Origin of the sequence: Pseudomonas fungipugnans, assembly GCF_029955235.1 — a bacterium.
Lineage (GTDB): Bacteria > Pseudomonadota > Gammaproteobacteria > Pseudomonadales > Pseudomonadaceae > Aquipseudomonas > Aquipseudomonas fungipugnans.
Window position 1 is genome coordinate 1,625,418 of the sequence record NZ_JARBWL010000002.1, and the last position, 23,163, is coordinate 1,648,580.

The 23,163-nt window shown below is 60.9% G+C and carries 28 protein-coding genes; all 28 read left to right on the plus strand.

The genetic code is table 11. From position 1 onward, the window contains the following. Nucleotides 1-250 precede the first annotated feature (250 nt). Nucleotides 251-601, plus strand: coding sequence for a phage holin family protein (locus POF45_RS22265; RefSeq protein ID WP_282316776.1), 351 nt, complete (start codon nt 251-253; stop codon nt 599-601). A gap of 37 nt (nt 602-638) precedes the next feature. Then, the gene (locus tag POF45_RS22270; protein WP_259499963.1) at nt 639-1,151 is read left to right on the plus strand and encodes a hypothetical protein; all 513 of its coding nucleotides are present in this window, start codon (nt 639-641) and stop codon (nt 1,149-1,151) included. Between the two features lie 3 nt (nt 1,152-1,154). Continuing rightward, nucleotides 1,155-1,766 carry a phage baseplate assembly protein V gene (locus POF45_RS22275; RefSeq protein WP_259499964.1) on the plus strand — a complete coding sequence of 204 codons (612 nt, stop codon included), beginning with the start codon at nt 1,155-1,157 and terminating at the stop codon, nt 1,764-1,766. 9 nt (nt 1,767-1,775) lie between these two features. Next, entirely contained in the window at nt 1,776-2,108 is a 333-nt protein-coding gene (locus tag POF45_RS22280) for a phage baseplate protein (RefSeq protein ID WP_259499965.1), read from the plus strand. After that, complete coding sequence (locus POF45_RS22285; protein ID WP_259499967.1) at nt 2,105-3,100, plus strand: baseplate J/gp47 family protein; 996 nt, start codon at nt 2,105-2,107, stop codon at nt 3,098-3,100. The genes POF45_RS22280 and POF45_RS22285 overlap by 4 nt, the downstream gene beginning before the upstream one ends. After that, nucleotides 3,097-3,732 carry a phage tail protein I gene (locus POF45_RS22290; RefSeq protein WP_282316780.1) on the plus strand — a complete coding sequence of 212 codons (636 nt, stop codon included), beginning with the start codon at nt 3,097-3,099 and terminating at the stop codon, nt 3,730-3,732. The genes POF45_RS22285 and POF45_RS22290 overlap by 4 nt, the downstream gene beginning before the upstream one ends. Further along, complete coding sequence (locus tag POF45_RS22295; RefSeq protein WP_282316783.1) at nt 3,733-5,277, plus strand: phage tail protein; 1,545 nt, start codon at nt 3,733-3,735, stop codon at nt 5,275-5,277. Nucleotides 5,278-5,287: 10 nt separating this feature from the next. After that, a complete protein-coding gene (locus tag POF45_RS22300; RefSeq protein ID WP_282316784.1) occupies nt 5,288-5,713 on the plus strand; it encodes a phage tail assembly chaperone in 426 nt (141 codons plus the stop codon). Nucleotides 5,714-5,810: 97 nt separating this feature from the next. Beyond that, a complete protein-coding gene (locus tag POF45_RS22305) occupies nt 5,811-5,996 on the plus strand; it encodes a hypothetical protein (protein ID WP_259499974.1) in 186 nt (61 codons plus the stop codon). Nucleotides 5,997-5,998: 2 nt separating this feature from the next. Further along, nucleotides 5,999-7,165, plus strand: a complete 1,167-nt coding sequence (locus POF45_RS22310; RefSeq protein WP_259499976.1) for a phage tail sheath protein — start codon at nt 5,999-6,001, stop codon at nt 7,163-7,165. Beyond that, nucleotides 7,165-7,671, plus strand: coding sequence for a phage major tail tube protein (locus POF45_RS22315; RefSeq protein ID WP_259499978.1), 507 nt, complete (start codon nt 7,165-7,167; stop codon nt 7,669-7,671). The genes POF45_RS22310 and POF45_RS22315 overlap by 1 nt, the downstream gene beginning before the upstream one ends. A 217-nt stretch (nt 7,672-7,888) precedes the next feature. Beyond that, entirely contained in the window at nt 7,889-8,467 is a 579-nt protein-coding gene (locus tag POF45_RS22320) for a phage tail assembly protein (RefSeq protein ID WP_282316785.1), read from the plus strand. A 128-nt stretch (nt 8,468-8,595) separates the two neighbouring features. After that, a complete protein-coding gene (locus POF45_RS22325; RefSeq protein ID WP_282316786.1) occupies nt 8,596-10,959 on the plus strand; it encodes a phage tail tape measure protein in 2,364 nt (787 codons plus the stop codon). Beyond that, on the plus strand, nt 10,959-11,342 hold the full coding sequence (locus POF45_RS22330; protein WP_282316787.1) for a phage tail protein: 384 nt from the start codon (nt 10,959-10,961) through the stop codon (nt 11,340-11,342). The genes POF45_RS22325 and POF45_RS22330 overlap by 1 nt, the downstream gene beginning before the upstream one ends. Further along, nucleotides 11,335-11,547, plus strand: coding sequence for a tail protein X (locus POF45_RS22335; protein ID WP_259499988.1), 213 nt, complete (start codon nt 11,335-11,337; stop codon nt 11,545-11,547). The genes POF45_RS22330 and POF45_RS22335 overlap by 8 nt, the downstream gene beginning before the upstream one ends. A gap of 9 nt (nt 11,548-11,556) precedes the next feature. Further along, nucleotides 11,557-12,573, plus strand: coding sequence for a contractile injection system protein, VgrG/Pvc8 family (locus POF45_RS22340; protein ID WP_282316789.1), 1,017 nt, complete (start codon nt 11,557-11,559; stop codon nt 12,571-12,573). Nucleotides 12,574-13,366: 793 nt separating this feature from the next. Next, on the plus strand, nt 13,367-13,951 hold the full coding sequence (locus POF45_RS22345; protein WP_282316790.1) for a phage tail terminator protein: 585 nt from the start codon (nt 13,367-13,369) through the stop codon (nt 13,949-13,951). Further along, nucleotides 13,948-14,130 (plus strand): DUF2635 domain-containing protein, encoded by a 183-nt coding sequence (locus POF45_RS22350; RefSeq protein WP_282316792.1) that lies wholly within the window; start codon nt 13,948-13,950, stop codon nt 14,128-14,130. The genes POF45_RS22345 and POF45_RS22350 overlap by 4 nt, the downstream gene beginning before the upstream one ends. Next, the gene (locus POF45_RS22355) at nt 14,130-15,626 is read left to right on the plus strand and encodes a phage tail sheath subtilisin-like domain-containing protein (protein WP_259499995.1); all 1,497 of its coding nucleotides are present in this window, start codon (nt 14,130-14,132) and stop codon (nt 15,624-15,626) included. The genes POF45_RS22350 and POF45_RS22355 overlap by 1 nt, the downstream gene beginning before the upstream one ends. A 69-nt stretch (nt 15,627-15,695) precedes the next feature. Further along, entirely contained in the window at nt 15,696-16,043 is a 348-nt protein-coding gene (locus tag POF45_RS22360) for a phage tail tube protein (RefSeq protein WP_259499997.1), read from the plus strand. Then, the gene (locus POF45_RS22365) at nt 16,040-16,336 is read left to right on the plus strand and encodes a phage tail assembly protein (protein WP_054047093.1); all 297 of its coding nucleotides are present in this window, start codon (nt 16,040-16,042) and stop codon (nt 16,334-16,336) included. Before POF45_RS22360 ends, POF45_RS22365 begins: the two co-directional genes overlap by 4 nt. A 130-nt stretch (nt 16,337-16,466) precedes the next feature. After that, on the plus strand, nt 16,467-18,167 hold the full coding sequence (locus tag POF45_RS22370; RefSeq protein ID WP_282316795.1) for a phage tail tape measure protein: 1,701 nt from the start codon (nt 16,467-16,469) through the stop codon (nt 18,165-18,167). Beyond that, a complete protein-coding gene (locus tag POF45_RS22375; RefSeq protein WP_282316796.1) occupies nt 18,154-19,392 on the plus strand; it encodes a DNA circularization protein in 1,239 nt (412 codons plus the stop codon). Before POF45_RS22370 ends, POF45_RS22375 begins: the two co-directional genes overlap by 14 nt. 3 nt (nt 19,393-19,395) lie before the next feature. Beyond that, nucleotides 19,396-20,439: a phage baseplate assembly protein gene (locus POF45_RS22380; RefSeq protein WP_259500005.1), complete on the plus strand. Its 1,044-nt coding sequence runs from the start codon at nt 19,396-19,398 to the stop codon at nt 20,437-20,439. A 189-nt stretch (nt 20,440-20,628) separates the two neighbouring features. Further along, nucleotides 20,629-21,138 carry a phage baseplate assembly protein V gene (locus tag POF45_RS22385; RefSeq protein ID WP_259500008.1) on the plus strand — a complete coding sequence of 170 codons (510 nt, stop codon included), beginning with the start codon at nt 20,629-20,631 and terminating at the stop codon, nt 21,136-21,138. Beyond that, nucleotides 21,138-21,536: a phage GP46 family protein gene (locus POF45_RS22390; RefSeq protein ID WP_282316797.1), complete on the plus strand. Its 399-nt coding sequence runs from the start codon at nt 21,138-21,140 to the stop codon at nt 21,534-21,536. The genes POF45_RS22385 and POF45_RS22390 overlap by 1 nt, the downstream gene beginning before the upstream one ends. Continuing rightward, nucleotides 21,526-22,569: a baseplate J/gp47 family protein gene (locus POF45_RS22395; RefSeq protein ID WP_259500011.1), complete on the plus strand. Its 1,044-nt coding sequence runs from the start codon at nt 21,526-21,528 to the stop codon at nt 22,567-22,569. Before POF45_RS22390 ends, POF45_RS22395 begins: the two co-directional genes overlap by 11 nt. Beyond that, nucleotides 22,557-23,156 carry a YmfQ family protein gene (locus POF45_RS22400; RefSeq protein ID WP_259500013.1) on the plus strand — a complete coding sequence of 200 codons (600 nt, stop codon included), beginning with the start codon at nt 22,557-22,559 and terminating at the stop codon, nt 23,154-23,156. The genes POF45_RS22395 and POF45_RS22400 overlap by 13 nt, the downstream gene beginning before the upstream one ends. The last annotated feature ends 7 nt before the right edge of the window (nt 23,157-23,163 follow it).

Genomic DNA, 23,163 nt, shown 5'->3' on the forward strand with positions numbered 1-23,163 from the left:
ACCAGAAGCAGTTATCCGGCGGGCAGGGACCGCGGTCGGAAAAACAATTTGAATGGACTCGTACCGCGCCAGTAGCGCCGAAAAGTCAACTTCGCCTTTGCCATCGGCAGGGCGAAGACGCAGGACCGCATTACTGAAAAGCCCGGCTCAAAAAACCGGGCTTTTTGGAATGCCTACCTACCGTCAGGCAGCTCAAGAGACATCGTTTGAAACACACATATCACTCATCAATCACCCCAGGAGGCGTGACATGACAAACGAGCAGCAAGCGTTGCTGGACATGCCCATCTGGCTTGTCATTTTGCTCGCCCTGGTGGGCGGGGTTTCCGGCGAAATGTGGCGCGCCGACAAGGAGGGCGCCCGGGGCTGGGCGCTGCTGCGCCGCCTGGCGCTGCGCTCCGGGGCCTGCGTGATCTGCGGCGTGTCCGCAATCATGTTGCTGTACGCCGCTGGCGTGTCGATCTGGACTGCGTGCGCGTTCGGTTGCCTCACGGCGATGGCCGGGGCGGATGTGGCCATCGGGCTGTATGAGCGCTGGGCGGCCAAGCGCATTGGTGTTTGTGAAGTGCCGCCGCGAGATTCCAATCCCGATCCACAGTGAACCGGCGTCCCCGGTCGCCCCGAACAGGAGGCCATGAATGGCTGTCGCCCTCGAAAAACCTTCGCAACTGGTTGCCGCTATTGCCGAGACGCTGCGTAGCGCGATTCCCGGTTTGAAGGTAGGGAGCCCGCAAGACTTCGACAGTACCGGCGACCCGACCTGGGTGCTGATTACGATCGACCATGATGCACCGGGCGAGCGCGCCAATGATGGGCGCATCGCCCACGTTCTCACGGTGTCGTTGCAGGCCGTGGTTGCCAGTTCGGCACTGGCGGCCTGCGATCTGGCTTGCGACCTGAAAAACCGCGTCGCCGACAATCGCTGGAAACTGCCCGCAGATCAATGCGACCTGCCGATGACCATCGACGGCTTGCCATCTACGTTCATCAACGCCGCCCGCACCTACAACGCCTGGACCGTCTCATTCATCCAGACGCTGTACCTCGGTCCGACGTTGCTGGACGACCCGTCGGGCACGCCGAAATACGCCCGTACCTGGGAAGTCTCGAATATCGATGACCCGGACCAATACACGGCACTTGAGGACTAGCCCATGTTTGATGAGCTGTTACGGATGCAACTCGGGCCGCTCATCGAGCGCCTGGCCGAGATGGAAACCGAGTTCGAAGACCTGTACCGACGCACCGACAGTCTGTGTCGCATCGGCGTTTGTGAATCGGTCGATGCGCCGAGCAACACCTGCAAGGTGCGCCATGGCGAATTGCTCAGTCCTGCCATCCGTTTTTTCAATCCGAGCGCCGGGGCGCAGAGCGAGTCGCGGATCCCGTCGGTGGGCGAGCAATGCGTGCTGCTCAATTACGGTGGCGGCGAGGGAGGCGGCCAGTCGGTTGCGCTGTTCGGCCTCAATGGCGGGCAATTTCCGCCGGCCTCGACGCTGGCTTCGCTGACGCGTCGCACTTATCAGGACGGCAGCGAACACAGCTACGACGATGCCAGCCATGTCCTGCACTGGCAAAACGGTCCGGTGACATTCAGCGGTTCTCGCGAGTCGCTTGAACTGAGCATCGGCGCGGCTCGCCTGGCAATGACGCCCCAGACGATCCAATTGCAACTGGGGGCGGTCGGCTTGCTGATCGATGCGTCCGGTGTACACCTGAGCGGCCCGGTGGTGGATCACCAGGGGCGCGTCATCAGTCCTGCCTAAGAGTTTTCCATGATCGGAATCGATAGAAACACCGGGGCGACGGTCGACGACTGGCTGCAGTTTGTGCAGCGCGCCACCCGAGCGTTGACTACCCCGTTGGGCACCCGCCAGAAGCGGCCTTTGTATGGCTCGCTGATCCCGGGGCTGCTGGGTCAGAACCTCGGCGACGACGTGCTGATCCTCGCCCAGAGCCACGCCGCACAAGCCTTCTACAACCCGCAGAACGGCATCGACGATTTTCAGCCACACGTCATCGTCGCCAGTCGCCTGGGTGCCGGGTTGTTGTTGCGTTTCGCCGGCACCTGGAAAAACCGCCAACAGACGTTCGAGGTAAAGGCATGAGCATGTTGATCCCCGGCCAGAATCAATTGGCCGAACCGGCGATCGTCAACGTCGAAGCGTTCGAGGATTTACTCGCCGAATTCAAGACCTTCGTTGTCGAATACGTCGGCGCCCGCTCTCCCGAGAGCGCGGCAAAACTCAGTGTCAGCCTGGAAAACGAAAGCGAATTGCTGGCTATGGCCCTGGAGGCTTTCTGTGTCCGGCTGCAAACCCACGAACGCAAATACAACGCCCGCATCAAGCAGATGCTGGCGTGGTGGGCGACGGGCAGCAATCTCGATGCACGGCTGGCGGACATGGGCCTTGAACGACAGTTGCTCGATCCGGGCGATCCGGCGGCGTTCCCGCCCGTACCGCCGATTTACGAGAGCGACGACGACGCCCGCTTGCGTTACTACCTGGCGCCCCATGCGCCGGCAGCAGGCTCGCGGATGCAGTATCGGCGCGAGGTCTTCACCCTGGGCGAGCGGCCGGCGGTGAAGGTCGAAAGCGCGTCGGCGGGTGTGGTGACGGTCACTTATACCTTCGATCCGGACGGCTTCGCTGCGCAGGTCAAGGACGGCAACGGACGACGCACGGCGCCGGGCGAGGTGATGGTCACGGTACTGGCCCGAGAGGGCGACGGCACGCCATCCGCCGACCTGCTCAACGGTGTTCGCCAACATTTCGCGCGGCCTGATGTACGTCCCGAAACGGACCTCGTGACGGTGCAGGGCGCGCAAATCAGGACCTACAAAATCCGCGTCGTGGCGAAGATCAACGCCGGTCCCGATTCGGGGCTGACCAAGGTCGCTGCGCAACAACAATTGCAGGCCTATGCCGATTCCTGTCATCGCCTGGAAGGGCGAGTGGACCCGAGCTGGATTGACTACACGTTGCACAGCGCTGGCGCAGTTCAGCTGCAGATTCTTGAGCCGCTGGCGCCGATTGTGACGACGGCTTTCCAGGCCCCGTATTGCACAGGTGTCGAGGTCGAGGTGGATACGTTATGAGTGACGACACACCTCACCCGAGCCTGTTGCCGGCCAACAGTTCGCCCCTGGAAAGGGCGCTTGATATTGGTTTCGGTCGACTGCTTGAGCGCATTACGCCACCGTTTCCGGAGTTGATGAACCCCACCCAAACACCGTTGGCGTTCCTGCCGTATCTCGCAGCGGACCGCGGTGTCAGCGAGTGGAGCTCCGAAGCGCCCGAAGCTGAGAAGCGCTTGACGGTTGAACTCGCCTGGCCCACCGCACGGCAGGCGGGTACTCGCAAGGCACTGGAAAACGCCGCCAAGGGTTTGCAACTGATGCCCGAGGTGCGCGCCTGGTACGAGCAAACGCCACCTGGCGCGCCATACAGTTTTTCCGTCAGGGCCTTCACCGAACAACCTTACAGCGAAGAAGTCGATGCGCGTCTTGATCGACGTCTGGCTGACGCCAAAAGCGAGCGTGACACCTTAAAGGTCTCCGTCGGCCTGAGTGCCTCTGGCAATCACGTCATCGGCGCCGCCACCGTGTGCGGCGAGTTGACCACGGTTTATCCGATTGTAATCGAAGGGCTCGAAGCCTCGGGCCAGGTCTTCATGGCCGCCGGGCTCTACGCCGTCGAAACCTCCACTATTTATCCTCAGGGGTCCTAAATGGCCGACTACTACACCCTGCTTACCAATGCGGGGATCGCCTATGAAACTGCCTGCAAAGCGGCGGGCCTGCCGATCAAGTTGTCTCAGCTTTCCGTCGGTGACGGCGGTGGCGCAGTTTACAACCCGGCGGCAACCGACACTGCGCTCAAGCGCGAAGTCTGGCGCGGGCCGCTCAATGCCCTGTTCCAGGACGAGAAAAACCCTAGCTGGTTGCTGGCTGAAGTGACCATTCCACCGGAGGTTGGTGGCTGGTATGTGCGTGAAGCGGGGATCTGGACCGATACCGGCATCCTCTATGCCATCGTCAAATATCCGGAGTCATTCAAACCGGTATTGGCGACGTCAGGGTCGGGGAAAGAGTTTTACATTCGCTCGATTTTCGAGACCAGCAATGCGTCGTTGGTGACGTTGTTGATTGACGACACCGTGGTTAAAGCGACCCGTGCGTGGGTGACTTCCTATGTCGCTGACGAACTCGCCAAACTCGACAGCAAGCAATCGGTGCGCGTGGCGACCACCTCTAACATTGCTTTAACCGCGCCTCAGATAATCGACTCAGTGGCCGTTGTCGCCGGGGATCGGGTGCTCGTAAAAAATCAGGCACTGGCAAAGGACAACGGAATCTGGGTTGCCGCTGTGGGTGCCTGGAGTCGCGCAAAGGATGCCGACACAAATCCCAAGGTGACATCGGGCCTGATTGTGTCTGTCGAGCAGGGAGCGTCGCTTGCCGATACGATTTGGCAACTGGTGACCGATGGGGCGATTGTGCTTGGCACCACGGCCCTGACGTTCCAGAACGTGACTCAAGGGTTTGCACCGATCAACTCGCCGGAGCTGATCAGCCCAACGGCGAATACGCCCCCTCGGTTTGATAACAGCAAGAAACTGGCCACGACCGAATGGGTGAGCGCCAAAGGGTTTGAGCTGGGTGGATTCTATCCGTTTACCGCTGCACTCACCGGGATAGCGGCGCATTTTGGCGGCCTGGTTCACGCCTACGGTAACGGTCCAGCCTCCTATAGTATTCCCGACTCGGTGGCTAATGGTGTTCTGCCAGGCTGCACTATCCGTTTGCAGAACTGGTCAACTGCGAACCTGGTCTTGGTGACTCAAGGCGCGGATATGATGCAGGAAAGTCTCGTCATAGGTCCCACAAATGCGAACCGTCTCATTCCGCCAGATACTTACGCAGATATCACTTTCATCGGCTACGGAAACTGGTTGCTGCTGGGTACGGGGGTTGTCGGCAAGACTTTACCGTTTGCTACGCTGATGGCCTCCAATGGCTATCAGAAACTACCTTCCGGCATGATCGAGCAATGGGGAATCATTCCAGCAATTCCTGCCAACGGCTCAGTATTAATTACCTTCCCCATTGCATTCCCAAGCGCCAGTGCAGGGTTTGCTATTGCCGGTGGCGCATCGGGTCCGGGCATACCCGGGGTTAACTGCTACAACATCTCAGCCACTCAAGTTCGGTTCTGGAATCAGTCCACCACGGTAGCCACTCAGGCTGGCGGGTATCGAGTTGTCGGCTTTTAAAGGGGACTTTATGTTTGCTTCAAAATCTACTCGCGGATTTTACGATGCGTCTATTCATACATTGATGCCGGATGACGTCATTGAGATCTCTGCCGAACACCACGCCGAATTGTTGGCGGGGCAGGCTGAAGGTCAGGTTATTGATTGGGGAGACGATGGCTGTCCGATGCTGGTTGATTCGCCTGCGCCATCTTTGGCCGAGATCGCGGCGATTGAACGGGCATGGCGCGACGGCCAGCTTGCAGCGACTGACGGCATCGTGACGCGTCATCGTGACGAGTTGGAGGAAGGTTCGCCAACGACGCTGACCTCGACGCAATACACCGGGTTGCAGACATACCGCCGCGTGCTTCGCAACTGGCCGGAAGCCGGGGAGTTCCCCCTGGTCGAACACCGACCATCCGCGCCGGAATGGTTACAAGCCCTTCCCCAATAAACGCCCCGCACCGACGGGGCGTTTTCTTTTCCGCTAATCAACACCCCACAGCCCCTGCCTGAAAAACAGGGGCTTTTTCGTCTCTGGAGAAACCCAAATGGCAGAACGCCAAACCTACACCGTCATCGTCCCGTTCCCCACTGGCCGCGGCCACTGGTCGACCGCTGGCGAAGAGCTCGACCTGCTCGACGTGGAAGCCAATGCACTGCTCAGCGCTGGTCGTCTGGCGCTGAAATCCACATCTATCCCGGCCGAACAGGCCACTGCCCAGAAGGCTGAATAACCATGGCTGAGGTTTTGAACTTCGAGCACAACGGCATTACCGTCAATGCCACTGAATCTCCCGAGGCCATGGGTGGCCTGGGCGACAACGTGATCGGTCTGGTCGGCACCGCGCCGAAAGCCGATCCGCTGATTCCGCGCAATGCGCCGTTCCGCATCAACAGCTTCACCACTCAAGGGCTGCTGGATCCGACCGGCGCCGAGTCGGGCACGCTGTATCACGCGGTCTACCAGATCCTCAAAGTGGTCAAGGTGCCGGTTTACGTGGTGATCGTCGAAGAGGGCACGACCCCGGCCGACACCCAGAACAACGTGATCGGCGGCGTCGAGCCGTTGACCGGTCGCAAACTGGGCCTGGCCGCGCTGAGCGGCGTGCCGGAAGACCTGACCATCATCGGTGCGCCAGGCTTCACCGGCACCAAGGCGGTGGCCAGCGAGTTCGCCTCGTTCGGCAAGCGCATCAAGGCCCGCGTGGTGCTGGATGGCAAGGATGCCTCGGTCGCTGATCAAGTGACCTACAGCAAGGATCTGGGCGGCGATGATCTCGGTTTCGACCGCTGCCTGCTGGTGCACAACATGCCGGCGGTGTACTCCAAAGCGGCAAAGAAAAACGTGTTCCTGGCGCCATCGAGCCTGGCCATCGCCGCGCTGGCCAAGGTCAAGCAATGGGAAAGTCCGGGCAACCAGGTGACCTACGCCGAAGACGTGTCGCGGGTGGTTGAATACAACATCCTCGACACCTCCACCGAAGGCGATCTGCTGAACCGCTACGGCATCAGCTACTACGCCCGCACCGTCCTGGGCGGGTTTTCGCTGCTGGGTAACCGCTCGATCACCGGCAAGTTCATCAGCTACGTCGGTCTTGAAGACGCCATCAGCCGCAAGCTGGTGAAGGCCGGCCAGAAAGCCATGGCCAAGAACCTGACCAAGTCCTTCATGGACCAGGAGGTCAAGCGCATCAACGACTGGCTGCAAACCCTGGTCGCCGACGAAACCATTCCCGGCGGCAGCGTGTACCTGCACCCGGAATTGAACAGTGTCGAGAAGTACAAGAACGGCACCTGGTTCATCGTTATCGACTACGGCCGCTACGCGCCGAACGAACACATGGTTTATCAACTCAACGCCCGCGATGAAATCATCGAGCAGTTCCTGGAGGACGTTCTCTAATGTTTACCAACCGCGTAAGACAGGCCATCGCGGCCACCCTGCAAGGCCTGCCGTTGTCGGCGACTGTTGAAGATTTCACCCCGCCGAAGATCGAGTTCGACATGGAACCGATGGCCGGCGGCCGCTTTATCGCCGAGGAAATGGCCAAGAGCGGCAAAGTGCTTGGGGCCACACTGACGCTGCAAGGCGCTGGTCCGCAAATCATGTTGGCGCTGGGCGTCAAATTGGGCGACGACATTTTGCTGAACGTGCGTGAAGCGGGTCAGGACCAAGATGGCAATACCTGGTTCACCTACCACACCGTCGGCGGCAAGTTGAAATCCCTGGCTGAGGCCAAGCTGAAAATGGGCGACAAACCCACCACTACGCTTGAGTTGTCCTGCCGCACGTACAACCGTCTGGAAAATGGCATCCCGGTGATCGACATCGACGTGCGCACCCAGAAGTTCATGCTCAACGGCGTGGACATTCTTGGCGATGCTCGCCGGGCTGTGTTGCTGCCTTAAAAGGCACCGCGACATCCTGATGCCGGCTGGTTAAACACCCCCCTGTGGGAGCGAGCCTGCTCGCGAAAGCGATGTATCAGTCAACGTTGATATCGAAGCTGATAGCCCCTTCGCGAGCAGGCTCGCTCCCACAAAGTACTCGTCAGTCTGGAGATTCAGGCTAACCAACCGGCATCGCGCAACACCTTCCCCCCAGATCCACCAAGGAATTCATTTCATGTCCTGGACGCCTCCCGTTCACGCCCTGTTGTCGCCGATCACTGCCGACGATCAGTCGACCCTCGAGCAGATTCAGCTCAAACCCCTGTTTTACGCCGCGCAGAAAGAGGCCCTGGCCCGTGCCGGCGATGATGAGGACGATCAGTTCTTCGAGCTGGCGCTGCTGGCCACCGGGTTGTCGGTCAAGGAACTCGACCAGCTCAAACGCCCGGACTACGTGAGCATCGCGCAGTACGTGCATGAGATGTCGACCCGTCCATCGTCGTACTTCCTTGAACAGGGAGAGGGCGAGCAAGCGGCGGACCCCGATCAAGTGCAACTGCTGCAACCGCTTAATGCGGTGGGCCACAGCCTGACCTCGCTGACCCTGGAAATGCCGGTGCTGCGCGCCACCAAGGCGATGAAGAAACTGAAAACCGCCAAGGAACGCGCCGAGTTCATCACCGCTCATTGCACTGGGCTGATGCTGCCCGATCTGGACCTGCTGACCGTGCCCGACTGGACACAGCTTCAGGTACGCATCGACGATTTTTTAAACAAACCGGCGGACTTCTTTCGGAGCGCGACATCGAAGTAATCCTCGATGTCGTGCCGCTCATTTACCGGGTAAGTGAAGCGGAAATTCTGGAATGGGACGCCGGCAAGGCATTGCGCCGCTACGAGATCGTGATGAGTCGTCTTGGCGTGAAAGAGGAGTAGAGGAGGATGGCAGACAGCAAGTATGCGCTGGCCGGTGCGACCAGCAACGCGCTGCCGCAACTCGGCACGGCGTCTGAAACGTCGGCGCTTTCCGGATTCAACGATCCAATGGCCGGTTTGAATCTGGCGCTGACCACGGCCAGCCTCGACATTCGCCTGATGGTGGCAGAGCAGGTCAAGCTCCGTGAAGCCCTGACCTTGCTGAACGTGGCCCTGTCATCGCAGCAGTCGCTGCTCAAGGCGAATGCCTCGGCGCCAGCGGCAAGCAGTGAGCCGAAGTCCAAACTCAAGGCTGAGATTGAGCAGCGTGCGCCGCTGGATTCGCTGAAGTCTTCGATGGCCATTGAGACGGCGATGGTCGAGCTCAATCAGGTGCTGAAACTGGACAACGTCCAGTTGCAGAAACTGTCGGAAAGCAACCTGAAACTCGCCACTGAAAAGCAGGTCGCTGCAAGCGGGGCGACCGCTGTTCAGCTGGCACAGGTTGAATTATCGGCAGCGAAGGCGGGTATCGGGGCAGGCCTCGAGCCGGCTCAAAAGCAGGAAGCACTGCTGAACTTCACCCGCGACAGTGCGGTGACGGCGTCGGCATTCGGACTCGACGTCAAGGCGGCCAGCGAAATGCTGATGGGCTGGCGCACGTCGATGAATCTGGATCGAGGGCAAAGCCAAAACCTGGCGGATGCGACCCACTATCTGGGCAACAGCGGCCTGAATGCCAAGGCAGCCGACATCGGTTCTGTGGTGCAGAGCGCTGGCGAGGCAGGTATCACTTCGGGATTGACCCCGGAACAGGTGGCGGCGCTTGCGGCGGCGTTCCTCAACAGCGGAGCGGACAGAGCCAGTACCGATGCGGGTTTGAAAAGTTTCACCGCCGGGCTGGCGAAAGGGGACGCGGCGTCACCGAAGCAACGCGAAGCCTGGGCCGCACTGGACCCCAGGTTTGAACCCAAGGCGATAGCCGACGGCTTGCGCACTGACCCGCTGGCAACGATCAACCTGGTACTGGAAGCACTGAAGAAAAAACCTGAGGACCAACAGCAGTCTTTGACCAAGACACTGTTCGGTGATAACGCAGCGATTCTTGAGCTGCTGAAGAAACCGGAAGGAGTGCAGAAGGCCTTTTTGTCTGTGTCCGAGAGGACCGCCGATGCCTCGGCACCGAAATTCGAGGGCTCGGTCGCGAAAACCGCCGACGCGCTGGGGAATACCTCGCAAGGGCGCTGGAATGCTCATGATGCGAGCCAAACCCGTCTGTCATCGGCGGTTGGTAGCGCGTTAATGCCGGTCAGCGACGGTGTGACGACCTCCGTCGATCGGGTGACGGATGGCTTGAGTTCGCTGGCAGAAGGATCGCCCAAGGCTGCGGCCGGGATTGCACTCGTCGCTGCCGCCCTTGGCTCGCTGCTGGTTGCGCTAGGCGGTGCCGTCATGGGAGAGGTGCTTTCGAGGGTAGGTAAGAAAGTTCTGAATCAGGCGGCTGCACGTCTGCCCGATAGCATAGGAGATCTGATTTCCGACGTTGATGACGGTGGGCGCAAGGGTAAGCGCGGCAAGCCAATGAAATCCCGTACCCCCAAAGCCCGATCCCCAGGACTGGGTCGTCGCTTGATAAGCGACACGGCCAAGACCAGGCCTTTCTTGAAAAATGCTACGGCAAAGGCCATGCCCTTCTTGAAGGGTGCCGTGGCCAAGACCAAGCCTTTCTTGAAGACGGCTACGGCCAAGACCCTGCCCTTCTTGAAGGGCGCTGCAGCAACGGCCATGCCCATGTTGAGTGGCGCCACGGCAACGGCCATGCCTTTCTTGCAAAGTGCCATGGCGAAGGCGATGCCTTTCTTGCAAGGCGCCACGGCGAAGGCCATGCCTTTCTTGCAAGGTGCGACGGCGAAGGCCAAGCCTTTCTTGAAAGTCGCTCCGCTGTTGACCCTGGCCAGTGCCGGCTATGACTACTTTAAAGGCTCGCGCAATGGCGATGAAAAGGCCGTTGGCGGTGCTGTCGGCGAGCTCGCAGGCACCGTTGTGGGAACGGCCATCGGCTCATTTTTACTGCCGGGACTGGGCACTGCCATTGGCGGTTACGTTGGCGGTATGGCCGGTTCGTGGCTGGGCGAAAAGCTCGCCTCGCCGGCTGACAAACTCGCCGCGCCGGATCAAGTCAGCAAAGACCTGACCAATACCAATAGCCAGACCACCACTCAGCAAAACGCAATGACCGCGAACATCTATATCAACGGTCAGGACCAGGCCAGTGCCAGTCAGTTGGCGAACCTGGTGGTGCAGCAAATCACCGGGCAATTCGGACTTCTGACGACGCCCAACACACTCGCCATGCGCAGCGACGCAGCCCTGACCGACGGAGGTACGTAATGCGCCAGCAAATGGTCCTGGGCAGTTTCATTTTTGGCCTGTCCAGAAACTTCGCCTACAGCACGCTGATTCACAAATCGAGCGGCGGCTGGACGAACATCGACATTCTCACCAGCAAGCCCAAGTCCATCCAGACTGGCCAGGGTCTGCAAACCCTGACGATTTCCGGCAAATCGATGTACGCGACCGCCATGGATCGGCTCGATGAACTGCGCGCCTTGCAGGCGTTGCGCATCCCCATGCCCCTGGTTGACGGCATTGGTCGCAACTGGGGTCTGTGGCGGATCAACGACCTGTCGGAAAACCAGAACAACATCATCGATGACGGCACCGCGATGGTGGTTGATTGGACGATCGAGTTGATGGAGTTCAGCAATGCGTAGAGTTCGAAGCATCGCCGGTGATTCGGTGAACCTGTTGCTGTACCGCGAGCTTGAACGGTGTGATGACGCCGCCGAGGAAGCGCTGTGGCGGGTCAATCCGGGGTTGGCCGAATACGCTCCGGTATTGCCGGCGGGGGTGTGGGTGGCCCTGCCGGAAGTGGATTCGCGACCTGTTGCACCCACACCGGTTTCGGCCTGGGATTAAGGAGGCTGCATGTCACTGGGATTCACGCCTGCAGTGGAGATCTACGGCGCCAACGCGGCGCTGCTCAACGAGCGATTGCTCACCTGGCAACACATCGATGCGGCGGGGATCGAGTCTGATCAGCTGACGCTCACCATCAGTCTGGACGGTCTCGAAGGCCTGCCGAATCTGGGCGGAAAAATCGGTTTGCGAGTCGGTTATCTGGAGTCGGGGCTGGTGGATAAAGGCGAGTTCGTCATTACCCGGCGCACGCCGACGCTGTTCCCGTTGCGCCTGACGTTGGTGGCCACGGCGGCGCCGTTCAGTGCGGCGGATCAGACCGGGTTCAAGCAGCGCCGGTCGGCCAGTCATGGTCCGACAACGCTGGGGGCACTGTTTCGGCAACTGACCTCCCGACACGGTTTTTCACCGCGTGTCGCGCCTGAGCTGGCACTGATCAAGATCGAACACATCGACCAGTCCAATGAAACCGACATGGGGTTTCTGACCCGGCTGGCTTACTTGCACGACGCCGTCGCCAAACCGGTCAACGAGTTGTATGTGCTGGCGCGGCGGGGGCAGGCGAAGTCGTTGTCGGGCAAGGTATTGCCGCCAGTGAAACTGTCGGTGACCACCAATAATCGCCCCGGTGACAGCGCCTTCATCTCTGCCACGCTGGATGAAACGGCGCGTGCTAAATACCAGGGGTGCAAGACCACCTGGTGGGATGCGGCGCACGGCAAGGTGCGCGAAGAGCAGAGCGGCATCGCGCCGTTCAAGACCCTGCGCCAGCGCTACCAGAGTGCTGACGATGCCCACGCCGCTGCCGAAGGCGAGACCCGCCGCATGACGCGCGAAGCGCTCAAAGTGACCATCGGCTGCCCCGGCCATCCGGGCTTGTCTGCCGAAGGCGTCGTCCTGCTTGATCCCACCTGGCCAGACTTCATGCGCGGTCGCTGGTCGATCGACAAAGTCACCGCCAGCGGCGATCGAAAGGAAAGTTATCGCTGCAAGGTCGAGGCCACCTGCCTGGACGCCAAGACCTAACCCGTTCCCCAGAAACACCATGTCGGGCACAACATTCATGTTCAACCGAGATCCCCTGTGGGAGCGAGCCTGTTCGCGAAGGGGCCAGCACATCCAGCATCCATGTCGCCTGATCCACCGCTTTCGCGGGCAAGCCCGCTCCCACAGTGGATCTCTGCCGAGTGCCAATTTTTGTATTCACTAAAGATCAACTGTGGGAGCCGGGCTTGCCCGCGAAGGGGCCAGTACATTCAACATCCATGTCGCCTGACCCACCGCTTTCGCGAGCAAGCTCACTTCCACATTTGATCTCTGTCAGCCCCGGTATCTGCGTCCACCAAGGTCCCCTGTGGGAGCCGGGCTTGCCCGCGAAGGGACCAGCACATTCAACATCCATGTCGCCTGACCCACCGCTTTCGCGGGCAGGCTCGCTCCCACATTTGATCTCTGTCAGCCCCGGTATCTGCGTCCACCAAGATCCCCTGTGGGAGCCGGGCTTGCCTGCGAAGGGGCCAGCACATCCAGCATCGATGTCGCCTGATCCACCGCTATCGCGGGCAAGCCCGCTCCCACATTTGATCTTTGTCAGCCCCGGCAACTGCGTTCACCGCGGTCCCCTGTGGGAGCCGGGCTTGCCCGCGAAGGGGCCAGTACATTCAACATCCATGTCGCCTGACCCACCGCTTTCGCGAGCAAGCTCGCTCCCACATTTGATCTCTGACAGGTCCGGTATCTGCGCTCACTGAGATCCCTTGTGGGAGCCAGGCTTGTTCCCACAACAGCTGCACCTTCCATACAACCCTGGAGCGCCCTCATGAAGATCACTCCGATCCTCACGCAACTGCGTGACCACTGCCCAACCCTGGGCAATCGAGTCGCAGCCGGCATCGACCTTGCCACGTTGCAAGCCAACACCGCGCTGCAAACCCCGTGCGCCTGCGTCGTGCCGATCGCCGACGTGGCCAGTGCCAGCGTGGCGCAGAACCTGATGCTGCAACCGGTTCGCGACCGTTTCGAAGTGACGCTGGTGCTCGACGCCACGGACGCGACAAAAGCGCTGGATCTGTTGCATGACCTGCGCGCCGAACTGTGGCGTGCGCTGGTGGGTTTCAAGCCGGGTACGGACTACGAAGCCATCGCCTATGACGGTGGCGAACTGTCGTCCATCAACAGCAGCCGGGTCTTGTACCGCCTGCGCTTTTACAGCGAATTCCAGCTCGGTCGCAATCTGCCAGGTCAGCCTGCAGAAAGCTGGCACGAGCGTGAACTGGACGGCTTGTCGTCCTTTACCGGGGTCACCGTGCGGGTCGATGCCATCGATCCGGCGGACCCCAATCTGAAACGCCCAGGCCCCGATGGGCGCCTGGAACTGACTTTCTCTGGAGATGTAACCCCATGAGCAAACGCATCACCGTGCTGCCGGCCCCAGGCCGTGTCGTGCCGGACCCGGAGGCGGGCGATCTGTTGCCCCTCGAGGGCCGTGAAGTGCCGGACAACGCCTGGTGGCGTCGACGTCTGGCCGATGGCGATATCACTACCAACGCCGTGGAAACGGCACAACCACAGGGAGCCAAATAATGGCGATCGGATTCAGCAACATCCCCGCGGACATTCGTGTTCCGCTGTTCTACGCCGAAATGGACAATTCGGCAGCCAATAGCGCGTCGTCGGCCATGCGCCGCCTGATCGTCGCTCAGGTCAACGACAACATTGCCCCGGCCGAGACCGGCAAACTGGTGCTGGTCTCCAGCGTCGCGCTGGCCAAGAGCATCGGCGGTCAAGGTTCGATGCTGGCGTCCATGTACGAGACGTTCCGCAAGACCGACCCGGTCGGCGAAATCTGGTGCCTGCCGCTGCACAACACCGAAGGCAGCATCGCCAAAGGCGTACTGACCCTGACCGGCGCCGCGACCCAAAGCGGCGTGCTTAATCTGTACGTCGGTGGTGTTCGCGTTCAAGCGGCCATCGTCAACGGTGCCTCCGCGGCACAGGCGGCCACCGCCCTGGCGCTGAAAATCAATGCCGCTGCCGACCTGCCGGTAACCGCCGCTGCGGTCGAAGGCGTGGTGACCCTGAACGCCAAATGGACCGGCGACAGTGGTAACGACATCAGCCTGCAATTCAATCGCCTGGGCAAGAGCAACGGCGAAGAAACCCCGGCTGGCCTGACCTCGGCCATCACCGCCATGACCGGCGGCGCCGGTGTGCCGGATCAAGTGGCTGCCGTGGCAGCGCTGGGTGACGAGCCGTTCGAGTTCATCACGCTGCCATGGTCGGACCTGGCGACCCTCAACACCTGGCAAGCCGTCATGGATGACAGCACCGGTCGTTGGTCCTGGGCCAAGCAATTGTTCGGTCACGTCTACAGCGCCAAGCGCGGCACTGTCGGCACCCTCGTCGCTGCCGGCCAGGCCCGCAACGACCAGCACATGACCATCCAGGCCCTGGAGCCCGGCGTACCGCAACCGTTCTGGGTACAGGCCGCTGCACTGGCTGCACGCACCTCGGTGTTCATCTCCGCCGATGCCAGCCGTCCGACCCAAAGCGGCAGCCTGCCAGGTCTCGACCCAGCGCCGGCGAGTGAGCGTTTCACCCTGACCGAGCGTCAGTCGCTGCTCAACTACGGCATCGCCACCGCGTACTACGAAGGCGGCTACGTGCGCATCCAGCGTTCGATCACCACTTACCAGAAGAACGCATACGGCCAGGCCGATAACTCTTACCTGGACAGCGAAACCATGCACCAGTCGGCGTTCATCGTGCGTCGCCTGCAAAGCGTGATCACCAGCAAATACGGTCGCCACAAACTTGCGTCCGACGGTACCCGTTTCGGCGCCGGCCAGCCAATCGTCACCCCGAGCACCATTCGCGGCGAGCTGATTGCCCAGTACGCCAAGCTCGAACTGGAAGGCCACGTGGAAAACGCCGAACTGTTCGCCCAGCACCTGATCGTCGAGCGCGACGTGCAGGACCCGAGCCGGGTCAACGTGCTGTTCCCGCCTGACTACATCAATGGTCTGCGGGTGTTCGCACTGCTCAACCAATTCCGTCTGCAGTATGACGACGCGGCTTGATTGCCGCGTTGTTGAACGAGTGAATTCAGCCCACTGCGTGTGGGCTTTTTATTTGAAGGGAGAAACACCATGGGTCAACTGATTGCGGGCACCTGCTACGTCAAAGTGGACGGCGCTCAACTGACCATCAACGGCGGCTGCGAAGCACCACTGATGTCCACCAAACGCGAAACCGTCGTACCGGGTTTCTACAAGGAAACCGACGTTGCGCCATCGTTCAAGGTGACGGCGCTGCACACCCCGGATTTCCCGCTCAAGCAACTGATCGCCGGCACCGACATGACCGTCACCTGCGAATTCAGCAACGGCAAAGTCTATGTACTGGCCGGCGCTTACCTGGTTGAAGAGCCTGTCTCCAAAGGCGATGACGCCACCATCGAACTGAAATTCGAAGGCATCAAGGGGACCTGGCAATGAGCGGCGCCGTGAAGCTTCAGGTGGCGATCGAAGCTCACGGCGAGCCTTTGACCGAACTCAACCTGCGCCGTCCGACGGTGCAGGAAGTTCGAGCAATCAAGGCCTTGCCGTACAAGATCGACAAGAGCGAAGAGGTCAGCCTCGACATGGACGTTGCGGCCAAATACATCGCCGTGTGCGCCGGCATTCCGCCGTCGTCGGTCAACCAGCTGGACCTGGCTGACCTCAACGCGCTGAGCTGGGCCGTCGCGAGTTTTTTCATGAGTGCGGCGTCGGAGCCATCACCGACCTGATCGCAGTCGCCTATGACCTGGCCTGGTTCTGGAAGGTTGACCCCGAACAGATGATGGCCAGGCCACTGGATGTGCTCCGCGAATCGCTGGAGCACGCGCAACGGATCAATGCGATGCAGCAGGTGCAGTGATGGCGAAGACACAGATAAACATGAGCCAGATGAACTTCCAGGCCACGGTGAACATGCTGTTGGTGACGCAAGGCGCCAAGAAGGTGGACACCGAGCTCAAGGGGGTTCGTGGCAAGGTCACGGCATTCAAGAAAAACATGGAAGACAGCGGCCTCAAGCCGCTGGACTTCGGCGGGTTTGTCTCCGGCGGTGGTTTGATCAAACCCTTTCAGGAGGGGCTGAAAAAAGCCATCAAGGTCGAGGATGAACTGGCGAAAAAGGCCAAGGGCATCAAGCCGCCGTTACCAAGGAATGCGGTCATACCCAAGCCACCGGCGCTGCCAAAGGATGCGGTGATACCCAAGTCGCTGGCGCTGCCAAAGGATGTGGTGATACCCAAGGCGCCCGTAGCGCCGAAGAAGGCGAATGCGCCCAAGGTTGCACTGGGGGAAACCTCTGACAACCTCGCCAGATTCAATGCGACGCTCGACGCCATCTCGCTGAAGATCGGCCAGGCGTTGATACCCGCCGTCAATGGCATCATCACTGCGTTGTTGCCGATGATGACGTCCATCGGCCAGTTTGTGGCGAACAACCCGCAACTGGTGCAGGGCCTGGCTGCCGCTGCGGTGGCCTTCACGGTGATCACCACGGCGGCGATGGGATTTACGGCGGTCATGGGCGTTCTGGTTTCGCCCATCGGTATTGTCGCCGCGGCCATCGCGGTAGCCGCCGGTTTGATTGTGGCCAACTGGAAACCGATCTCGACGTTCTTCGCCGGGCTCTGGCAAAAAATTGCGCCCGTCGTCATACCGATGGCCAAATTCTTCAAGACGATGTTCGGATTTACCCCGCTGGGGCAGCTCATCAGCAACTGGGGACCGGTCATGGACTTTTTCTCGACCCTGTGGGGCGGTATCAAGTCGGTAGCGGCGCCGGTCATCGAGTTTTACAAAACGCTGTTTTCCTGGACGCCCCAGGGCCAGATTCTCAGCAACTGGATGCCGTTGGTAAACCTGTTCTCATCGATCTGGGATTTGCTGGCAGCGGTATCGGTGCCCGTAAAAGACTTTTTGCAGGGGCTGTTCAACTGGTCTCCCCTTGAAGTCATTCAGGCAATCTGGGGGGGGGTCGTCAGCGTGTTCTCGAGCATCTGGGACAGCATCAAGATGCCCTTCATTGTGACGTACGCGATTATCCGCAGTGAGTTGGGATGGTCGCCTCTGGAACAGATCATGAAGGCCTGGGAACCGGTGACAGCATGGGTTCGCGAGTGGTGGGGCAAGCTGCAGGATGTCATTGCACCGATCAGGAATTTTTTCTCCGGTGGTTTCGGTGCGCTGATTGCCGAGGCAACCGCCAAGGTCAATGTCCTCACCCAGGCACAAGAGAAAACCAACGCCGAAGGTAAAGGTGAATTTGCCCCGTCGTTCTTCGGTGCCGATTCCGGGCAGCCGGCGAGCCCGCTGACGACCCCCGGTAATGTGCCGCAGGCATCGTCGATGCAACCGGGCTCGCTAAAGCAGACCTCCAACACCCTGATCCAGCAAAGCGCCGCCAACAATCGCACACAACTCGAAGGCGGCCTGACCGTGCGCTTCGAAAATGCGCCGGCGGGGCTGCGTACCGATCAGCCGCAAACCAATCAACCGGCACTGATGCTCAATTCACGCATCGGTTACCGCTCACTGTCTCTGGGAGGTTCCAATGAGTTGGCGTGACCGTTTGATGCCGGCGTCGTTTCGCGGGGTCGGCTTCTGGGTCGACCAGGCGAAAACCCCGGTCGGCAAAAAGGGCCAGTTGCACGAATACCCGCAGCGCGACCTGCCGTATTTCGAGGGCCTTGGCCAACAGGCGAAGATCCACGAACTGACCGCGTTCATCGTCGGCCCCGATTGCCTGGAGCAGCGCGACAAGCTGCTTCAGGCGCTGGAGCTGGGCAATGGCGAACTGGTGCATCCGTGGCTGGGACGCTTGCAGGTCAAGGTTGGTGAATGCGACATGACCCACACCCGCCAGGACGGCGGGCTGGTGACGTTCGCGCTGAAGTTCTACCCCGATGAACCGGTGCCGTTTCCGACGGCGGCGGTCAGTACGCAAAAAATGCTGCTGGTGTCGGCGGACAGTTTTCTCGGTTCGGCGGTGGCGCGCTTCGAAGACGCGATGACCCTGATCAAGGCGGCGCGGATCGGCATCGCCGACCTGCGCAACAGCATCAAGGACATTTACGGGGTCATTCAGCAGCAGTTGCAGCCGCTGATCGATCAGTACAAACAGATCAGCGATCTGGTGAAAGCCGTGAAGGAGCTGCCCAAGGAAGTGGCGGCTGAATTCAAAGGGCTGCTCGGCGACATCAAGGAACTCAAGGACTTCGCCCGTGAGGGCTATCGTGGCGTGATTGCCAACGTCTCCCAGCAGGTCGAAGCGATCCGCAAGTCTGATGCGCCGAAAATCACCACCGGCAAAGACACCACTGCCGCGGCGCAAGCCCTGGCCAACCTGGTGCAGGACACCTTGCTGGTGCAGGCCGCCCAGTGGGTGGCGTCGATGCCGGTGGCCAGTGCGCCGGTCAAGTTGACTTCGCGCCCTTCGCTGGAGCAACAGGCGGAACAACCGGTCAAGCGTCAGGAAGTGCCAGTCATCGACGACTTGCAGGTGCTGCGCAAGGAACTCGATGACGCGATCCGGATGGCCGAGGACAAAGCCGATCCCGCGCACTACCAGGCCATGACCGATTTGCGCCAGAAGCTCAAGGCGCACCTGACGGCGGTTGCATCGTCGGGTGTGCGGCTGGTCAGCAAGTCGTTTCAGGAGAGTTTCCCAGCGCTGGTCGTGGCCTACAAGCAATTGGGCGACGCGACTCGGGTCGAGGAAGTGGTTCAGCGCAACGGCATCGTCCATCCGGGCTTTCCTCCACCGAACGATCTGAAAATCTCCGGGGAGTAAGCCATGGATGACCACGACAACCGCGTTACGCTGACGGTCGACAGTCTTGAATACGGCGGCTGGAAAAGCGTTGAGATCACTGCGGACCTGGAGCGTCAGTTCCGCACTTTCAAGCTCGACATCACCTGGCAATGGCCGGGTCAGACCAGCGTGCGGCGAATCCGCCCCGGTGCGCCCTGCGAAGTGCGCATCGGCAACGATCTGGTACTCACCGGTTATGTGTTCAAGGCGCCGGCCAGTTATGACGGGCGCCAGATCAGCCTCAGTATTGAAGGCAGTTCGAAAACCCAGGACCTGGTGGATTGCGCGGCGACCAACAAACCCAGCCAGTGGCATCAGCAATCGCTGTTGCGGATTGTCGAGGATCTGGCGTCGTCCTATGGCGGACAGGTCGTCAGTGAAATTCCGGAAACCGCCCGGCTCGGCAGCCATACCATCGTGCCGGGGGAAACGGTCTTTCAGTCGATTGACCGTTTACTCACGCTGTTGCGGGTGTTTTCCACCGATGACGCTCAAGGGCGGGTGGTACTCGCCCGACCGGGCAGCGCCGGGCGGGCCAGCGATGTGCTGGAGTTGGGCAAAAACATTCTGTCGGCCAACGCGCCGATGGACTACAGCCAGGTGTTCTCCGAATACCGGGTGATCGGCCAGCAAAAGGGCACGGATCAGAAAAGCGGCGCGGCGGTCAGCGAGGTTGAAGCGGTGTCTGCAGACCTGGGTTTCAAGCGGCGGCGCACCACGGTGATCAACGAAGGCATGCAGATCACCCCCGAACTGGCGCTGCAACGCGCCAACTGGGAAAGCGCCACCCGCATGGGCAAGGCCCTGACCACCACTTATCAGGTGCAAGGCTGGCGGCAGGCCAACGGTGATTTGTGGCGCCACAACACGCTGGTTCGGGTCAAGGACCCGGTGCTGGAAGTGGATGGCGACATGTTGATCTCCAAGGTCGTTTATTCGCTTTCGGAGCAGGGCTCGGTCACGACCCTGCAAGTGGCACCGCCGCATACCTTCGATGCCAATCCGACGCCACCGAAAAAAGCCTGAGTCTGACACTCCCACATTTGTTCAGTGTGCCCACAAACCCAGTGATCGACACCGGACCCTGTGGGAGCCGGGCTTGCCCGCGATGGCGGACTCACTGCCAAAGAATATATCGCCTGACCCACCGCTATCGCGGGCAAGCCCGACTCCCACATTGGTCCGCGTTCAGCCTGATTTTTTGAAGGAACCCCAATGAGCCTACTGACACGCCTCCTGGCGCGCGGCACTGTCGTGCTCGCCAATTCGGCTACCAAGCTGCAATCGCTGCAAATGCGCCTCACCGCCGGCGAAGTGAACGACGACATGGAGCACTTCGAGCCCTACGGTTTTACCAGCAACCCGCTGGCCGGCGCCGAGGGCATCGCCACGTTTCTGGGCGGTGACCGTTCCCACGCCATCGTGCTGGTGGTCGCCGACCGCCGCTATCGCCTCAAGGCCCTGGCCCAGGGCGAAGTGGCGATTTACACCGACGAAGGCGACAAGATCCACTTCAAGCGCGGTCGGGTCATCGACATCGAAACCGCGACCCTGAATATCCGCGCCAGCAGCGCCGTCAACTTCGATACGCCGGTCATCAACCAGACCGGCAAGATCGTCTCCACCGGCGATCAGATCGCCGGCGGCATCAGCCAGATCAAGCACGTGCATGGCGGCGTGCAGGGTGGCAGCGGCCAGACCGGTGTGCCGGCGGGAGGTCAATGATGCTGATCAGTCAGAACCTCCATGCCGCGCTGACCCGCGCGGTGCTGATCAGCCTGTTCACCTGGCGCCGCGCCGCCGATGACGATGCCCTCGATGACGAGGAGCGTTTCGGCTGGTGGGGCGACACGTTTCCTACCGTCGCCGACGACCGTATCGGCTCACGGCTGTGGCTGTTGCGCCGGGTCAAGCTGACCCGGCAAACCCAGATGGACGCTGAGTTCTATGTCCGCGAAGCCCTGCAATGGCTGATCGACGACGGCCACTGCAGCGCCATCGACATCATCAGCGAACGCCTCGACGACCAGCGCCTGAACCTGCGCACGGTCCTGACCCTGGCCGACGGCGAGCGCCTGGACATCAACCCTGATAACAGTTGGCAGGTGATCTATGCCGTTTGAAACCCCTTCGCTGCCGGTGCTGATCAAACGCGCCCAAAGCGACCTGGCCAGCGATTCGCTGCGCCAGTCCGATGCGCAAGTGCTGGCCCGTACCCTCGGTGGCGCCGCCTATGGCCTGTATGGCTACCTCGACTGGATCGCCGAGCAGATCCTGCCGGACAAGGCCGATGAGTCGACCCTGGAACGCATCGCCGCGCTGCGCCTGAACCAGCCGCGCAAAGCTGCACAAGCGGCCAGCGGTAGCGTCAGTTTCACTGCCAGCGCCGGTGCGGTGCTCGACGTCGATACCTTGCTGCAATCGAGCGATGGCCGTGCTTACAAAGTCACTGCATCGCGCACCACGATCAATGGCCTCAATATTACCAGCATCGCTGCACTCGATGCCGGCAGCCTGGGCAATGCCGATGCCGGCATGACGCTGATCCCGGTGCAGCCGATCCAGGGCATCGCCGGCAATAGCTTCGTCGTGCTGGCGCCGGGGCTCAGTGGCGGCATTGCCCAGGAGAGTCTGGAGTCGCTGCGCTCGCGAGTGATTCGTTCCTACCGGATCATCCCTCACGGCGGCTCGGCGCAAGACTATGAAACCTGGGCATTGGAATGCCCTGGCGTGACCCGTGCGTGGTGTCGTGGCAGTTATCTGGGGCCTGGCACCGTCGGCCTGTTCATCATGCGTGACGACGATGCGCAGCCCGTTCCGGGACCGGCACAACTGGCGGAAGTCCAGGCCTACATCGAACCGTTGCGCCCGGTTACTGCCGAGTTGCATGTGCTGCCACCGGAGCAGAAACCGGTGATCTACAGCATGCGCCTGACCCCGGACACCACCGCCGTGCGCGCTGCCGTCGAGGCGCAACTGCGTGACTTGCACAACCGCGAAGCCGGCCTCGGCGAGACGCTGTTGATCAGCCATATCCGAGAAGCAATCAGCAGTGCCACTGGCGAAAGCGACCACGCCCTGACCAGCCCGACCCTCGATGTGCAAGCGGCCAGCAATCAGTTGCTGACCTTCGGGGGTTGCGTATGGGGGGCATAAGAACTGCCACGCAATATCAGGCGCAACTGCGCAGCTTGCTGCCCAGCGGTCCGGCCTGGGACCCGGAGCGCGTGCCGGAACTGGAGGAAGTGCTCAAAGGCATTGCCCAGGAACTGGCCCGTCTCGACGCCCGCGCCGCCGACCTGCTCAACGAAATGGACGCGGCTGGCGTGAGTGAACTGGTGCCCGACTGGGAGCAGGTGATGAACCTGCCCGACCCGTGCCTGGGCGCCACGCCGCTGTTCGACGACCGGCGTCTTGCGGTTCGCCGACGCTTGCTCGCAGTCGGCAGCCAGGCGGTCAGCTACTACGTGGAAATCGCCCGCACCCAGGGCTACCCCGACGCCACCATCACCGAACTCGAAGCCCCGCGCATGGGCCGTGCGCGGTTTGGCGCGTCGCACTTCGGAACGTGGCAGGCGCAGTTCATGTGGACGCTCAACACCGGTGGCCGATTGCTGCTCGGGCGGCGTTTCGGCGCGAGCTACTGGGGCGAGCGCTTCGGCGTGAACCCAGGCAGCGCCCTGGAATGCCTGATCCACCGCAGCGCACCGGCGCACACCAAGGTGCACATCAATTATGACTAGGGAATAG

What these genes read in the sequence shown, in the direction of transcription:
- POF45_RS22300 (WP_282316784.1), top strand. Translation starts at nt 5,288, where the DNA reads ATGTTTGCTTCAAAATCTACTCGCGGATTTTACGATGCGTCTATTCAT.
- POF45_RS22275 (WP_259499964.1), top strand. Translation starts at nt 1,155, where the DNA reads ATGTTTGATGAGCTGTTACGGATGCAACTCGGGCCGCTCATCGAGCGC.
- POF45_RS22290 (WP_282316780.1), top strand. Translation starts at nt 3,097, where the DNA reads ATGAGTGACGACACACCTCACCCGAGCCTGTTGCCGGCCAACAGTTCG.
- POF45_RS22315 (WP_259499978.1), top strand. Translation starts at nt 7,165, where the DNA reads ATGTTTACCAACCGCGTAAGACAGGCCATCGCGGCCACCCTGCAAGGC.
- POF45_RS22340 (WP_282316789.1), top strand. Translation starts at nt 11,557, where the DNA reads ATGTCACTGGGATTCACGCCTGCAGTGGAGATCTACGGCGCCAACGCG.
- POF45_RS22265 (WP_282316776.1), top strand. Translation starts at nt 251, where the DNA reads ATGACAAACGAGCAGCAAGCGTTGCTGGACATGCCCATCTGGCTTGTC.
- POF45_RS22285 (WP_259499967.1), top strand. Translation starts at nt 2,105, where the DNA reads ATGAGCATGTTGATCCCCGGCCAGAATCAATTGGCCGAACCGGCGATC.
- POF45_RS22385 (WP_259500008.1), top strand. Translation starts at nt 20,629, where the DNA reads ATGAGCCTACTGACACGCCTCCTGGCGCGCGGCACTGTCGTGCTCGCC.
- POF45_RS22365 (WP_054047093.1), top strand. Translation starts at nt 16,040, where the DNA reads ATGAGCGGCGCCGTGAAGCTTCAGGTGGCGATCGAAGCTCACGGCGAG.
- POF45_RS22295 (WP_282316783.1), top strand. Translation starts at nt 3,733, where the DNA reads ATGGCCGACTACTACACCCTGCTTACCAATGCGGGGATCGCCTATGAA.
- POF45_RS22375 (WP_282316796.1), top strand. Translation starts at nt 18,154, where the DNA reads ATGAGTTGGCGTGACCGTTTGATGCCGGCGTCGTTTCGCGGGGTCGGC.
- POF45_RS22270 (WP_259499963.1), top strand. Translation starts at nt 639, where the DNA reads ATGGCTGTCGCCCTCGAAAAACCTTCGCAACTGGTTGCCGCTATTGCC.
- POF45_RS22325 (WP_282316786.1), top strand. Translation starts at nt 8,596, where the DNA reads ATGGCAGACAGCAAGTATGCGCTGGCCGGTGCGACCAGCAACGCGCTG.
- POF45_RS22400 (WP_259500013.1), top strand. Translation starts at nt 22,557, where the DNA reads ATGGGGGGCATAAGAACTGCCACGCAATATCAGGCGCAACTGCGCAGC.
- POF45_RS22280 (WP_259499965.1), top strand. Translation starts at nt 1,776, where the DNA reads ATGATCGGAATCGATAGAAACACCGGGGCGACGGTCGACGACTGGCTG.
- POF45_RS22390 (WP_282316797.1), top strand. Translation starts at nt 21,138, where the DNA reads ATGCTGATCAGTCAGAACCTCCATGCCGCGCTGACCCGCGCGGTGCTG.
- POF45_RS22380 (WP_259500005.1), top strand. Translation starts at nt 19,396, where the DNA reads ATGGATGACCACGACAACCGCGTTACGCTGACGGTCGACAGTCTTGAA.
- POF45_RS22360 (WP_259499997.1), top strand. Translation starts at nt 15,696, where the DNA reads ATGGGTCAACTGATTGCGGGCACCTGCTACGTCAAAGTGGACGGCGCT.
- POF45_RS22370 (WP_282316795.1), top strand. Translation starts at nt 16,467, where the DNA reads ATGGCGAAGACACAGATAAACATGAGCCAGATGAACTTCCAGGCCACG.
- POF45_RS22395 (WP_259500011.1), top strand. Translation starts at nt 21,526, where the DNA reads ATGCCGTTTGAAACCCCTTCGCTGCCGGTGCTGATCAAACGCGCCCAA.
- POF45_RS22345 (WP_282316790.1), top strand. Translation starts at nt 13,367, where the DNA reads ATGAAGATCACTCCGATCCTCACGCAACTGCGTGACCACTGCCCAACC.
- POF45_RS22320 (WP_282316785.1), top strand. Translation starts at nt 7,889, where the DNA reads ATGTCCTGGACGCCTCCCGTTCACGCCCTGTTGTCGCCGATCACTGCC.
- POF45_RS22310 (WP_259499976.1), top strand. Translation starts at nt 5,999, where the DNA reads ATGGCTGAGGTTTTGAACTTCGAGCACAACGGCATTACCGTCAATGCC.
- POF45_RS22350 (WP_282316792.1), top strand. Translation starts at nt 13,948, where the DNA reads ATGAGCAAACGCATCACCGTGCTGCCGGCCCCAGGCCGTGTCGTGCCG.
- POF45_RS22330 (WP_282316787.1), top strand. Translation starts at nt 10,959, where the DNA reads ATGCGCCAGCAAATGGTCCTGGGCAGTTTCATTTTTGGCCTGTCCAGA.
- POF45_RS22355 (WP_259499995.1), top strand. Translation starts at nt 14,130, where the DNA reads ATGGCGATCGGATTCAGCAACATCCCCGCGGACATTCGTGTTCCGCTG.
- POF45_RS22335 (WP_259499988.1), top strand. Translation starts at nt 11,335, where the DNA reads ATGCGTAGAGTTCGAAGCATCGCCGGTGATTCGGTGAACCTGTTGCTG.
- POF45_RS22305 (WP_259499974.1), top strand. Translation starts at nt 5,811, where the DNA reads ATGGCAGAACGCCAAACCTACACCGTCATCGTCCCGTTCCCCACTGGC.